Annotated in this window: 11 protein-coding genes; 2 read left to right on the top strand and 9 right to left on the bottom strand. The window is 64.8% G+C overall.

Translation table 11 applies throughout. The annotated features are described in order from the left end of the window. Positions 1 to 21: 21 nt before the first annotated feature. Positions 22 to 336: an ArsR/SmtB family transcription factor gene (locus tag D2T30_RS05130; RefSeq protein WP_128207998.1), complete on the top strand. Its 315-nt coding sequence runs from the start codon at positions 22 to 24 to the stop codon at positions 334 to 336. Between the two features lie 243 nt (positions 337 to 579). Here D2T30_RS05130 and D2T30_RS05125 read toward each other — a convergent pair whose 3' ends face one another. The 6 genes from D2T30_RS05125 to D2T30_RS05100 form a co-directional block, all read right to left on the bottom strand. After that, positions 580 to 3,720, bottom strand: coding sequence for an efflux RND transporter permease subunit (locus D2T30_RS05125; RefSeq protein WP_128207997.1), 3,141 nt, complete (start codon positions 3,718 to 3,720; stop codon positions 580 to 582). A gap of 3 nt (positions 3,721 to 3,723) precedes the next feature. Beyond that, positions 3,724 to 4,866: an efflux RND transporter periplasmic adaptor subunit gene (locus D2T30_RS05120; protein WP_128207996.1), complete on the bottom strand. Its 1,143-nt coding sequence runs from the start codon at positions 4,864 to 4,866 to the stop codon at positions 3,724 to 3,726. Between the two features lie 59 nt (positions 4,867 to 4,925). Further along, positions 4,926 to 6,038, bottom strand: a complete 1,113-nt coding sequence (locus D2T30_RS05115) for an ABC transporter permease (RefSeq protein ID WP_128207995.1) — start codon at positions 6,036 to 6,038, stop codon at positions 4,926 to 4,928. Between the two features lie 3 nt (positions 6,039 to 6,041). After that, positions 6,042 to 8,765 (bottom strand): ribosome-associated ATPase/putative transporter RbbA, encoded by a 2,724-nt coding sequence (gene rbbA / locus D2T30_RS05110; protein ID WP_164884214.1) that lies wholly within the window; start codon positions 8,763 to 8,765, stop codon positions 6,042 to 6,044. Next, positions 8,762 to 9,832: an HlyD family secretion protein gene (locus tag D2T30_RS05105; protein ID WP_128207993.1), complete on the bottom strand. Its 1,071-nt coding sequence runs from the start codon at positions 9,830 to 9,832 to the stop codon at positions 8,762 to 8,764. The genes rbbA and D2T30_RS05105 overlap by 4 nt, the downstream gene beginning before the upstream one ends. A gap of 94 nt (positions 9,833 to 9,926) precedes the next feature. Beyond that, complete coding sequence (locus tag D2T30_RS05100) at positions 9,927 to 10,730, bottom strand: MipA/OmpV family protein (RefSeq protein WP_164884213.1); 804 nt, start codon at positions 10,728 to 10,730, stop codon at positions 9,927 to 9,929. Between the two features lie 382 nt (positions 10,731 to 11,112). Here D2T30_RS05100 and D2T30_RS05095 point away from each other — a divergent pair, with 382 nt between their 5' ends. Continuing rightward, positions 11,113 to 11,709, top strand: a complete 597-nt coding sequence (locus D2T30_RS05095; protein WP_128207991.1) for a TetR/AcrR family transcriptional regulator — start codon at positions 11,113 to 11,115, stop codon at positions 11,707 to 11,709. Between the two features lie 27 nt (positions 11,710 to 11,736). On the opposite strand, the gene D2T30_RS05090 is transcribed toward D2T30_RS05095, so the two are convergent. The 3 genes from D2T30_RS05090 to D2T30_RS24055 are packed head-to-tail and all read right to left on the bottom strand — an operon-like array spanning position 11,737 to position 12,721. Further along, positions 11,737 to 12,156: a hypothetical protein gene (locus D2T30_RS05090; protein WP_128207990.1), complete on the bottom strand. Its 420-nt coding sequence runs from the start codon at positions 12,154 to 12,156 to the stop codon at positions 11,737 to 11,739. 18 nt (positions 12,157 to 12,174) lie between these two features. Then, complete coding sequence (locus D2T30_RS05085) at positions 12,175 to 12,561, bottom strand: Gfo/Idh/MocA family oxidoreductase (RefSeq protein WP_164884212.1); 387 nt, start codon at positions 12,559 to 12,561, stop codon at positions 12,175 to 12,177. Next, complete coding sequence (locus D2T30_RS24055; protein WP_380728046.1) at positions 12,518 to 12,721, bottom strand: Gfo/Idh/MocA family oxidoreductase; 204 nt, start codon at positions 12,719 to 12,721, stop codon at positions 12,518 to 12,520. Before D2T30_RS24055 ends, D2T30_RS05085 begins: the two co-directional genes overlap by 44 nt. Between the last annotated feature and the right edge of the window lie 10 nt (positions 12,722 to 12,731).

The raw sequence follows: 12,731 nt of genomic DNA, 5'->3' as shown, positions 1-12,731 counted from the left end.
AGGACGTGCTAGTGTGCCTTCATGCGGGTGATCAGACATCCTGATATAGAAGAAGTGGATCTTTGCCGGGTGCTCTATGCGCTCAGCGATCCCATTCGGCTGGATGTCGTCCGCAAGCTTGCGGACGGTGGTGAGGCAACATGCTATGCTCTGGATACCGGACGACCGAAGTCGACGATGTCCCATCACTTCCGCGTCCTGCGGGATGCGGGTCTCGTTCTCACTCGAATTGAGGGACCGACACATATCAACAATCTTCGCAGGGAGGAACTGGATCGGAAGTTCCCGGGTCTGCTCTCGGCAGTCTTGCTCGCCGGGTCGCCAGAAGAAATGTGAAGACTAGGCGGGTCTTCCTGCACAGACCTTTGCCCGCAGCAGATTTCGATAGAGACGGATTCGCTTTTGCTTTCCGTTGCGGGTTTCTGGGCATCTGATGGAGAGGCCCGGGTCATGGTCTGTTGATTGCTGCGGCCAATGCAAATGGATCACTTGAGGAACGTAGGTGCCGCCCCGAAGCTGGAACGCCGAAGCAAGGACTGCTTTAATGAATTGCCGAGGGTCAAAAACCACGATTTCGCGTCATGGATGCGGAGCACGTGACGCCGTTTCGAAGCTGTGATCTTCCGGACGCTTCTGCGAGAACTTCGCTGCCCATCGAGAAATTCCGTCAATATAAGACAGGATCACCGGCACCACGATCAGCGTGAGGACGGTGGAACTGATCAGCCCGCCGATCACTGCATGGGCCATCGGCGCGCGCTGCGCCCCGCCGCCGCCGACGGCCAGCGCCAGCGGGATCATGCCGACGATCATCGCGAGCGTGGTCATGACGATGGGGCGGAACCGGATTGCGCCGGCGTTGATCAGCGCCTCGTTCAGCGGCAGGCCGCGCCTGCGCTCGCGATTCGCGAAATCCACCAGCAGGATGCCGTTCTTGGTGACGAGCCCCATCAGCATAATGAAGCCGATCAGCGAGAACATGTTGATCGTGCTGCCCGCGACCATGAGGCCGAGGAGCACGCCGATCAGTGACAGCGGCAGCGCCGCCATGATGGCAAGGGGCTGCAGGAAGCTGCCGAACTGCGAGGCGAGCACGATATAGATGAAGGTCACGGCCATCAGGAGCGCGGTGATCATGTGGCCCATCGTCTCCTGCATGGTCGAGGAATCGCCGCCGAACTGGATGCGATAGCCCTGGGGCAGGTCGAGCGTGGCGATCAGGGCCTCCAGATCGGCCGTGGCGTCGCCCAGCACGCGGCCGGAGATGTCCGCCGATACCTGCACCTCTCGGGTCATGTCGAGGCGGCGGATTTCCGAGGCGGTGCCGACCTGCACGAACCTGGCCACCTGATCGAGCCGGACCATCGCGGGGTTGCCATTGGCATCCGTCCCGCCGGTCGTGAGCATCAGATCGCCGAGCACATCGGTATCCGCGCGCCGCTCGGCCGGCAGGCGGACCACGACATCGTGGGTCTCGCCCGAGCTGTCGGTCCAGGTGGTGACCTCCTCGCCGCCGATCAGCGGCGCGAGGGCAGCGCCGATCTGATGGATGCCGAGGCCGAGGTCGCTGGCGGCCTCGCGCCGCAGCCGCACCGCGATCACGCTGCTCGCCGCATCGGCGCTGGAGGCTATGTCGACCATGCCGGGAATTGCGCGCATCCTTTCCATCAGCCCGGCCGCGATCCGCTCGAGCTCCGTCTGGTCGTCGCCGAGGATGCTGAGGCGGATCGGGCTGTCGCCGCCGCCAAGCCCCTGCTGCACGATGGCGATCTCGATCCCCGGGATGACCGAGAGGCGCTCCCGGATCGGGTCGGCCAGCATCAGAGGGGTGCGCGTGCGCTCGCCCTGCGGCACGAGGCCGACCAGGATGGCGGCGCGATGCTTGCCGGTGGCGGTGCCGGTGTTGACGGTGGAATAGAGCGTATCGACCTCGGGGAACTCGCGCAGCGCCGCCTCGATCTGCCCGACCTTGGCGGCGGTATAGTCGAGCGAGGAGCCGACCGGCGTCTGCACATTGATCTGGAAACGCCCTTCATCCGCTGTCGGCGTGAACTCGGCCCCGACCATCGGTACCATGAAGAGGCTGCCGATGAAGATGCCGAAGGTCGCGGTCAGCGTGACGAGGCGATGGCGCAGGGTCCAGCCGATCAGGCGGCGGTAGCCGCCGGCCAGCCGCTCGAAGCCGTGCTCGAACCGTGCGATCAGGCGGCCGACCGGCCCGCGCTTCGCATCGGGCTGGGTGTCGGGGTCGTACCAAACGCTGGAGAGCATCGGGTCGAGCGTGAAGGCCACGAAGAGCGAGATCAGCACGGCCGCTGAAACCGTCACCCCGAACTCGTAGAAGAAGCGGCCAACGATCCCGTCCATGAAGGCGACGGGCAGGAAGACCGCGACGATGGTCGCGGTCGTCGCCAGCACCGCGAGACCGATCTCGTTGGTGCCGTCGAGCGCGGCCTGAAGGTGTGACTTGCCCATATGCAGGTGGCGGGTGATGTTCTCGCGCACGACGATGGCGTCATCGACAAGAATGCCGATGGAAAGCGTCAGCGCCAGCAGGCTCAGGGTGTTGAGCGTGAAGCCCAGCACCGAGATCACCGCCAGCGTGCCGATCATGGCGATGGGCAGGGTCAGGCCGGTGATCACCGTGCTGCGCCAGGAGTTCAGGAACAGGAAGACGATGGCCACGGCCAGCGCCGCGCCCTCGATCAGCGTGGCCTGCACCTGCGCCACCGACTCGCGGATCGGCAGCGAGGCATCGGTGACCACGCTGAGCGTGACGCCGCTCGCGGCGAGTTCGCTGTTCAACCGGCCGAGGCGCGCGATCACGTCATCAACCACCTGCACGGTATTGGCATCCTGCACCTTGACGATGTCGAGCGCGAGGGCTGGCTCGCCGTTGTAAAGCGCGAGGCTCTCGCCATCGGCCGCGCCGTCCGTGACGGTCGCGACATCGCGCAGATAGACCGGCCCGCCGCCGCGCCGCGCCACGATCATGTCGAGGAAATCCGCGGGCTCGTCGATCCGGCCCTGCACCTGGATGCCGAGATCGGAGAAGCCGGTCACCAGGTTTCCGGCGGGCCGGTTCTGGTTGCCGTTGCTCAGGGCCGCCAGCACCTCGTCGATACCGATGGACAGCGCGCGCATCCGGGTCTCGTCGATGACGATATCGACCTGCCGCGTCCGGCCGCCGACCAGCGTGACCTGACCGACGCCGGAGACGGTGGTCAGCTGCCGGATGATCTGCTGCTCGGTCAGGGCGGTCAGTCCCGCGACATCGAAGCGCGGGCCGCTGATGGCGATGGACAGGATCGGCTGGTCCGAGGGGTTGAAGCGCGAGACCACGGGCTTGTCGACATCATCCGCGAAACTCGCCTCCAGCGGCGCGAGCTTGTCGCGGACCTCCTGCACGGCGGCGGGACCGGCCACGTCGAGCCGGAACTCGGCCACCACCACCGACCGGCCCTCGTAGGAGGTCGAGGTGACCTGATCAAGCCCGCTGACGGTGTTGATCGCGTCTTCGATGGGTTTGGAAACCTCGGTTTCGACCGTCTCGGGCGTGGCGCCGGGATAGGTGGTCATGACGACGACGATCGGCACGTCGACGTTGGGATACTGGTCGAGCCCCAGCCGGAGGTAGGAGAAGGCGCCGAAGACCACCAGCGCCACCATCATCATGGTGGCGAAAACCGGATGGGTGACCGAGATGCGGGTGAGGAACATCGCTCAGCCCCCCGAGACTTCGGCCAGCACGCCCTCGCCGAGACCCGGCAGCGGGGCGATGAGGATCATGTCGCCCGATGCGATCCCGTCGCGGATCTCGATCCGTCCGCCGCTCCAGGCGGCGCCGGTCACCACGGGCCGGCGCTCGATCTGCCCCTCCGCGAGCCGCAGCACATAGGCCCCCGCCCCGTCCTCGCGCAGCGCGGTCGCGGGCAGGGCCAGCACATCGGCTCGTTCCTCGACAAGGATCGTGCCGGTCGCGAACATCCCGCCCCGCAGCCGCCCATCCGGGTCGTCCAGCCCGATATGGACGGAGATGAAGCGCGAGCCGTCATTCGCGACGGGATTGATGCGCAGGACCGAGCCCTCGATCGTCTCGCCCTCCAGCCCGTCGATCCGCAGTTCTGCGGCCTGACCGGGCGCGATCCGGGGCACGTCGCGCGTGGCGATGAGAACCCGTGCTTCCAGTCTGGTCGGATCGACCAGCGTCATCAGCTCGGCCTCGGCGGCGGTGCGTTCCCCGATATCCACATTGCGGCTTGCGACCACCCCGTCGAAGGGTGCGCGGATCTCCGCGTCGCGCAAGGCCGCCCGCGCGATCCCGGCCTGTGCCCTCAGTCCGTCGAGCTGCGCCTTCAGAACGGCGGCCTCGCGCCGCGCCTGGTCGAGCTGTTCCTGCGTGGCGATCGTGCGTTCGGCCAGTCGCTCGATCCGGTCCAGCGCCTGCCGCGCGAAGAGAAGCTGGGCCTCGGTGGCGTCGATCTCACTCTGCCGCAGCGCCAGGGTGGCCGCGAGATCTTCGGTGTCGAAGCGGACCAGCAGATCCCCGGCCTTGACCGCTTCACCCTCGCGCGCACCAAGCTCGGCGACGACGCCTGCGGATCGGGCGCGCAGGGTGACGCGCTGAACCGGCTGGACCTCGCCGCTCACGGTCAGGCGCTCGACAAGGGTTGCGGGGGCGACGCGGAGAACCTCGCGCGGCAGGAGTTGCATCACGGGCTGCGCCTGCGGCACGGCCGCCTGTGCTCCGGCTGTCGTGTCGAGGCCCTGGGATGCGCCATCCGATGACCCCAGAAGGGTGGAGGCGAGATAGAGACCGGCCCCCGTCATTGCGACCAGCGCCAGGGATCGTGTCCAGACCTTCATCCTCGGGGTTCCTTCTGCCGGAGGGAGGGCATCGTCTGATGGCGTCGGGGTGCGGGAGCTCATTTGAGGAACTTCCGGAACTGGCCGAGGGACAGCGCGAACAGAACGCTGCCGATGGCGAGAAGCCACAGCATCTGCGGCCAGACCACGTCGAGGCCCGCGCCGCGGAAGAGGACGGCCTGCGCGAGCTTGACGAAATGCGTGTTGGGGGCGGCCTGCATGAAGAGCCGGACCGCCTCCGGCATCGCCTCGATCGGGGTGCTGCCGCCCGACAGCACCTGAAGGGGCAGCAGCACCATGATCAGCAGCAGACCGAACTGCGGCATCGATCCCGCCATGGTCGCGAGGAAGATGCCGAGCGAGGCGGTGGCGAAGACATGAAGGGCGGTACCGGCGAAGAAGAGCAGCAGAGAGCCCTGCAGGGGGATGCCGAGGAGCCAGTCCACCATCCCGAGCAGGGCGAAACCCGTGCCCGCCATCACCACGAGGCCCATCGACCAGACCTTGCTGATCAGGATTTCGGGCGGGGTCACCGGCATGACCAGCAGATGCTCGATCGTGCCGTGCTCCCGCTCGCGGATCAGGGCGGCGCCGGCCAGGATGATCGACAGCATGGTGACGCTGTTGACCACGCTCATGATCGCCTGGAACCAGCCGTCGTTGAGTTCGGGGTTGAAGCGCGGCCGCAGCAAGAGGTTGACGGACGACACTTCATTGGCGCGATAGCGCGCGAGGAACTCGGCCACCTCGGCCGAGACGATCCGCTGCACATAACCGGAACCCAGGAAGGCCTGGGTCATCCGCGTCGCATCGACGTTCAGCTGGATCTCGGGCTGCTTGCCGGCCAGCAGGTCGCGCTGGAAATCGGGCGGGATGTTCAGCGCGAAGGTATCCAGCCCCTCGTCCATCCGGCGGTCCATCTCGGCGGCGGTGATCAGGACGGGGGCTGCGAAATAGGGCGGCTGGAAGGCTTCCAGGATCCGCAGCGACACCGGCGACTGGTCCTCGTCCACGATCGCGATCGGCGCGCGGTTGAGCGTCTCGGAGCGGGAGGTGCCCGAGGTGTAGACCGAGAAGGTGAAGGAGAACACGATCAGGAACAGCATCGCCGGATCGCGCAGCAGACCGCGGATCTCCTTGACGCCGAGATGCAGGATATTGGCCGGGTCCATCGCCTACCTCTCCTGCTTGCGCATCAGGAGCGCGCCGAGGCCGATCAGCACCGGGATCACCAGCGCCAGCCGCAGGATCGCGCCGCCGAGTTCTTCAAGACCGAGCGCCTTGGAGAACGCGCCGCGCGAGATGGTGATGAAATGCGTGGTCGGATAGATCTGCGAGATCACGGCGCCGACGCCATCGAGCGAGGATACCGGATCGGTGAGGCCGGAGAACTGCACCGCCGGCAGGATGGTGATCAGCGCGGTGGCGAAGACCGCCGCGAGCTGGCTGTTCATGAAGGCCGAGATCACAAGACCGATGGCGGTTGCGGCCGTGACGTAGAGAAAGCCGGACAGGACGAAGACGGCGAAGCTGCCGGTGAAGGGCACCTTGAAGGCAAAGATCGCCAGGGCCGTCAGCAGGAAGAAATTCAGCATGGCGATGGCGGTATAGGGGATCTGCTTGCCCAGCAGGAATTCCAGCCGCGTCACCGGGGTAACGTAGAGGTTGGTGATCGAGCCGAGTTCCTTTTCGCGCACCACCGAGAGGGCCGAAAGCATCGAGGGGATCAGCAGCAGAAGCAGTGGGATCACCGCCGGCACCATGGCGACAAGGCTCTTGATGTCGGGGTTGTAGCGGTAGCGCAGTTGCAGACTGAAATCGCCCGCTACGGCCGCCGCGCCATATTCCTCGCGCATCCGCAGGGTCAGCCAGTGGGAATGCATGCCCTGCACATAGCCCTGCACGGTCTCGGCGCGCTGCGGCCCGGAGCCGTCGATCCAGCCGCCGATCTCGACGTCGCGCCCGCGCAGGATGTCGCGCCCGAAATTCGGCGGGATCTCCAGCGCGAGGTTCAGATTGCCCTCGCGCAGGCGGCGGTCCATCTCCGCATAGTCGGCAAGCGGTTCCTGCTCGATGAAGTAGCGCGAGCCGGCGATCTGCTGGACATAGTCGCGGCTGATCGTGCTGTCGTCGTGATCGAGCACCGCGAAAGTGAGGTCCTGCACGTCGGTGCTGATGCCGAGGCCGATCACGAACATCAGGATCAGGGTGCCGAGGATGGCGAGCGTGCCGCGGATCGGGTCGCGCCGGAGCTCCATCGTCTCGCGCGTGGCATAGCTGAACATCCGCCGCGGATCGAAAACCGGGCTTTTCGCCGGGGTGTGGGCAGCGGGGACATGCGGGGCCGAAACCTCCGGTGCCGGGGTGTCGCCGATGGCCGCTTCGAGATAGGACACGAAGGCGTCTTCCAGCGTGGCGGCGCCGCCTGCCTCGGTAATCGCCTTCGGCGTATCCGAGACCAGCACCTTGCCCGCATGCATCAGCGAGATCCGGTCACAGAGTTCGGCCTCGTTCATGAAATGGGTCGAGACGAAGATCGTCACCCCGTCCTTGCGCGACAGGTCGGACAGGATCTGCCAGAACGCATCCCGCGCCACCGGATCGACGCCGGAGGTCGGCTCGTCCAGGATCAGGATATCCGGCGCATGCAGCATGGCGATGGCGAGCGATAGCCGCTGTCGGATACCGAGCGGCAGCGCGTCCGGGCGGCTCTCCATCTCGGCTGTCAGGTCGAACCGTTCGGCCATTTCGGCGATCCGGCCGGGGATCTTTGCGGGGTCCAGCTTGAAGAGCCGCGCATGCAGATCGAAATTTTGCGCCACCGTCAGCTCGCCGTAGAGCGAGAAGGCCTGGCTCATGTAGCCCACGCGCTTGCGCACCGAGAGGTCATCGTGATCGACCTGGTGGCCGAACAGTTTTGCCGTGCCTTCGCTGGCCGAGAGCAGCCCGGTCAGCATCTTCATCGTGGTGGTCTTGCCGCAGCCGTTCGAGCCGAGGAAGCCGAAGATCTCGCCCTTCGGGATGCGGAAGCTCACGTCGTCCACGGCCGTGAAGTCGCCGAAGCGCATGGTCAGATGTTCGGCCTCGATGGCGTATTCGCCCGCGTCGCGCTGCATCGGCGGAATGATCACCCGGCTGTGGCCCAGGCGGTCTTCCGCGGGCAGCAGATCGATGAAGGCGGCGTCCAGATCGGCGGTCGCGGTGCGCGCCATCAGGTCTGCCGGCGTACCTGTTGCAAGGACCTTTCCGGCACTCATCGCGACCAGCCAGTCGAAGCGCGCGGCCTCCTCCATATAGGCGGTGGCGACGATCACGCTCATGCCGGGACGTCCCGCGCGGATGCGGTCGATCAGGTCCCAGAACTGGCGGCGCGACAGCGGGTCGACGCCCGTGGTGGGCTCGTCAAGGATCAGCAGATCCGGGTCGTGGATCAGCGCGCAGCACAGGCCCAGCTTCTGCTTCATGCCCCCCGAGAGCTTGCCCGCCGGGCGGTCGCGGAAGCGTGACAGCCCGGTCGCCACCAGCAGATCGGCGATCCGCGCCTCGCGTTCGATGCGGTCCTGACCGAAGAGGCGCCCGAAGAAATCGACATTTTCGAAGACCGACAGCGTGTGATAGAGGTTCCGGCCGAGCCCCTGCGGCATATAGGCGATACGCGGACAGACCTGCCGTCGATGTCCCGGTTGGCTCATGTCGCCGCCCAGCACCTGCAGCGTTCCGGTCTGCAGGGTGCGCGCGCCGGAAATCAGCGCCAGCAAGCTGGATTTGCCGACACCGTCCGGCCCGATCAGCCCGACCATCCGGCCGGCAGGGATCTCCAGCGTGACGCTGTCCAGCGCCTTGACCCTGCCATAGGTCAGCCCGAGTTCCCGGATATGCGCAACGGCCTCGTCGCTCATGGCGCGACGAGACCCTGTTGCAGGAAGCCGGGCCATTCGGCAGCCGGATCGACGCGCACATAGGCCATGCCGGGAAGCCCGGTCTTCACCTGCCGGATATGTTGCACGAGGAGTTCCGGCGCGATCTTCGCCCGGACGCGGAACGTCAGCTTCAGGCGCTCTTCCTCGGTCTCGACCGAACGGGGCGTGAACTGGGCCACATCCGAGACGAAGGAGACCGTGGCCGGGATCACGGCACCGGGCGCCACATCCATCACCAGCCGCACCTCGGTGCCGATGGCGATCCGCCCCGCCAGTTCGGTCGGCAGGAAGATGTTCATGTAGACGTCCGTGACGTCGATCATGTTGATGACCCGCCCGCCCGAACCCAGCACTTCGCCGGGCTGTGCGAGCCGGTATTGCACCCGCCCGTCCCGCGGGGCGGTCAGCGTCGCGTCGGCGATTTCGGCGGCGATGCTGCCGAGCGCGGCCTTCGCCGCAGCGACCGCGGCCTCTGCATCCACTACCTGCGCCCGCGCCGCCCCGATCGCCGCCTCCGAAGCCGCCACGGAGGCTCTTGCCGAGGCCAGTGCAGCACGCGCCTTGCGCTCGCTCGCCCGGTCGTCGTCCAGAACCTGTTGCGAGACGGTGTTTGCGCGGGCAAGCGCCTCGGATCGGGCCAGACGCCGTTCCGCGGCATCGAGTTCGGCCTCCTGCAACTCGACATTGGCGGCCGCCGCCTCGCGCTCGGCTTCCCGCTGGGTCACCAGGCTGTTCGCGGTGTCGATGCCGATTTCGGCGCGACGGATCTGCGCCTCGGCTTCCAGCTTCTGCGCTTCGAGGCGGGCTGTGTCCATCTGCGCCAGAACCTGCCCGGCCTCAATGAAGTCGCCCTCGGTGACGAACACATCCTTCAGTCGGCCGCCGGTCTGCGCTGCGATGTCGATATCCACGGCTTCCAGCCGACCATTGCTGCCGGCGATCCCGACCGGAAGGGACTGCGGCTCTGTGTTGAGCCAGAACCAGGTGCCAAGTGCCGCCGCTGCCGCAACCGCGCCTCCGGCCATCCATTTTCTGCGCGATGTCATGCGGCCCTCTTTGAAAAAGCGGATCACGCCATCGCGGCACCGCCGAAGGGATCGACCTCTTCAGCGATCCCGCGACGGCGCGGAACGTCAGGTGTCAGTTGCCAAAGCGATAGGAGACCCCGATGAAGCCGAAGGCTTGGGTGTCGTCGAAGACGATCGGGCTATCCTTCGCGTCTCCAAGAAGCTTGGACATCGTCGCCGAGGCCGTCAGGTTCACGCGGTCGGTGACGCGGTAGTTCGCGCTCAGACCGATGGAGACATCCTTGAAGCCTCCACCCGGCGAGAACGCGGAAATGCCCGCTGCCGACGCCTGTGCCGGCGTGACGCCGAAGTAGCTCTGATTGTAGTCGCCGTCCGACCATGTGGTGCCGATCACCGGGATGAGCGTCAGCTTCGAGGTGACGTTGTAGCGGTAGGACAGGCTGGCATCCACGAGCATGCCTTCGAGATCGCCGGATACGGCTTTGGTCATGCCGAAGGTCGCGTTGAATCCGTCCCGCTCCCAGTCCGTGAACAGGCGGGCGCCCGCACTGCCGGAAACCTCTCCAAGCGCATAGGGAAGGTCGAAGCCGGGAATGTAGACGATGCTCGCCCCGAACCTGAAGTCCCCATATTCGAACGGATAAGCGCCGATACCGTTGCGCAGGTTCATGAAGAAAGGTCCGCGTGCGATGTCGATGAGCGGGATCGCTCGCGTTTTCCTTTCATCCGAGCCTTGATACTCTGGTGCACTTGCGGCGCCGAGGCCGAAGATCATGCGGTCCGTGGACGTGACCTGCGCTTGTGCCTGGGTCCTGGCCTGGGATTGGGCTTCGGCCTGGGATACCAGTCCGACGGTGCCTAGCGCCAGTGTGGCGGCGCAGAGCCGTGCAAGGCTGATCGAGGGGGGCTTCTTCATACTCTGCTCCATTTTCGAGATGAACTTTTGTCAGCGGCAAGACCGATCAGGGGCGCGGCCCTGTTCTTGGTAACGACGAAGGTCGGCGAAGTTGCTCAAGGCTCACCAAGAACAAATAAGATGCGAATATGTATCTTACGTGATTGGGGGTCTTGTCAATAGGGTTCGTGGATGTATCTTATGATCTGTCCGTGTCGCCTTTTTTTGTCGGATAGCTTTCTGGGGAATTGTTCTCGGGTCGGCGCCCTGCGCAGGTTCGCCGCCTAAGCCGACATGAAGTTTCGTTCGATGCGGTGAAATGGTAGTACTGGTTGTCTGACCGGGTGCGCGCATCGCGACATCAGGATCGGAATCGTGAAACGACTGCAGGGCGAGTACGGTGATGTCTGAGACCAGAGAGGACAAGGCACGGCGGAGACGCGGCGCGGCGCTGGAGGAGGCCATACTGGATGCCGCATGGGAAGAGTTGACGACCTATGGCTACGAGAAGCTGACGCTGGAATCTGTTGCCCGTCGTGCCGGAACAAGTCGCACCGTGCTGAGTCGGCGTTGGGATACTCTGTCCAAGCTCGCTTCTGCGGCGATTGTTCGGTATGCACTTCAGAACCCTACGGAAGTTCCGGATCTGGGAAGCGTCCGAGAGGAGCTCATGTTGCTCTTCCGTCAGATCGCGCGGCGATCCTCACCGAAACTTGTGCACCTGATATATGAAATGCGGAAGGACTTGGAGGCTGCGTATTCCAGCTTCGCTGATATCCGCGCCCAAGTGGGCAGTACGGGGTATCCGCTGCAGCAGATACTGGATCGGGCAATCGCGCGAGGTGAGGTGCGCCCGGGCCACGTGACCCCGAGACTGTTGCGCTTGCCGGTCGATCTTGCGCGCCACGAGATGATGATCACGTTTCAACCGCTGACCGAGGCGGATATCACCGAAATCGTCGACGATATCGTCCTACCGGTCTGGACAGGACGGGGTTGAACTGGATGGCTCCCGTGAACGAGTCTTCTATCCCTCAAGGACGGTCATGATCTTTTCGATCAGTATCAGATCCTCGCAGGCATCAGCGATGTCGGTGCGTGGCATAACGTGTCTCGTGACGGAAGCATGGAAGGCTTGCCACTCAGGGACGAACGAGTCCTGCCCTTCAGGTTGATATATGGTCCGCTTTACGCCGCCGTCACCTTCACATTCGGTCATATGAAGCGTTGCCGGGAGATGCATGACAAAAGGAGTGCCGTAGTCAAGGCGCAGGATGCGATCATCCGACAGCACTTCCACAGTGGCATCGAAGCGCGCGATGCGGTCGATCCCGGTTTCGAAATAGCAGATGAAATCGCCTAAATCGAAATCAGCATTGAGGAACCGTCCCTCCCGGCGGTACCGGGCAGTCAGAACCTGTTTCGGCATGCCGATCAGTCCGCGCATCACGGAAAGATCGTGAGTCTACAGCCCAAGCAGAAGCTTGTGTACGAAGGCACGGGGACCTTCGGTCGTTCCGGCGACTGAGCGCGTCGCCAGCGCCTCTGTCGCCTCGTCAAGCATGTCGGATGGCATGTCTTCACCGGAGATGACTGCCGTTGTGGGTGTGAGAAACGTGCTGTTCGGACCGATGATCGCCCGTACGCGCGCCATGTTGATTCCACCTGCCATCGCGTCGACCAGCTGCCTTGCCTTTTCGAATGTGGGCGTGTGGCGGCGCATATAGCCAATCTGAACGACTCTTGCTGCATCACAGGCTGCGGCCCCAAGCTCGTTTGCTTCAGGGAGTGTCATGCACATGGGTTTTTCAATCAGCACATGTCGGCCTGTGCCCAAGGCATGCCAATGCATGTCGTGCGTGCAAGGCTGATGGGCTGGCAACGAGGACGGCATCGACACTGGGATCACTCACAAGTGCATCGACCGATGAATAGGCGGCAGTGCCCGGCAGTCGCGCGGCCAGTTGCTCCCGTACTGTGGCGAGGTGTCTCGTAGAGCGGCCTGATCGCAAAGCGGTCAGC

Origin of the sequence: Paenirhodobacter populi (assembly GCF_004022215.1) — a bacterium.
GTDB classification, from domain to species: Bacteria; Pseudomonadota; Alphaproteobacteria; order Rhodobacterales; family Rhodobacteraceae; genus Rhodobacter; species Rhodobacter populi.
The sequence above is the reverse complement of the archived record's forward strand: the minus strand, read 5'-3'. Positions and strand labels throughout refer to the sequence as shown.

Coding starts and splice junctions, on each gene's coding strand:
- D2T30_RS05130 (WP_128207998.1), top strand. CDS start 22: ATGCGGGTGATCAGACATCCTGATATAGAAGAAGTGGATCTTTGCCGG.
- D2T30_RS05125 (WP_128207997.1), bottom strand. CDS start 3,720: ATGTTCCTCACCCGCATCTCGGTCACCCATCCGGTTTTCGCCACCATG.
- D2T30_RS05120 (WP_128207996.1), bottom strand. CDS start 4,866: ATGAAGGTCTGGACACGATCCCTGGCGCTGGTCGCAATGACGGGGGCC.
- D2T30_RS05115 (WP_128207995.1), bottom strand. CDS start 6,038: ATGGACCCGGCCAATATCCTGCATCTCGGCGTCAAGGAGATCCGCGGT.
- rbbA (WP_164884214.1), bottom strand. CDS start 8,765: ATGAGCGACGAGGCCGTTGCGCATATCCGGGAACTCGGGCTGACCTAT.
- D2T30_RS05105 (WP_128207993.1), bottom strand. CDS start 9,832: ATGACATCGCGCAGAAAATGGATGGCCGGAGGCGCGGTTGCGGCAGCG.
- D2T30_RS05100 (WP_164884213.1), bottom strand. CDS start 10,730: ATGAAGAAGCCCCCCTCGATCAGCCTTGCACGGCTCTGCGCCGCCACA.
- D2T30_RS05095 (WP_128207991.1), top strand. CDS start 11,113: ATGTCTGAGACCAGAGAGGACAAGGCACGGCGGAGACGCGGCGCGGCG.
- D2T30_RS05090 (WP_128207990.1), bottom strand. CDS start 12,156: ATGCGCGGACTGATCGGCATGCCGAAACAGGTTCTGACTGCCCGGTAC.
- D2T30_RS05085 (WP_164884212.1), bottom strand. CDS start 12,561: ATGCATTGGCATGCCTTGGGCACAGGCCGACATGTGCTGATTGAAAAA.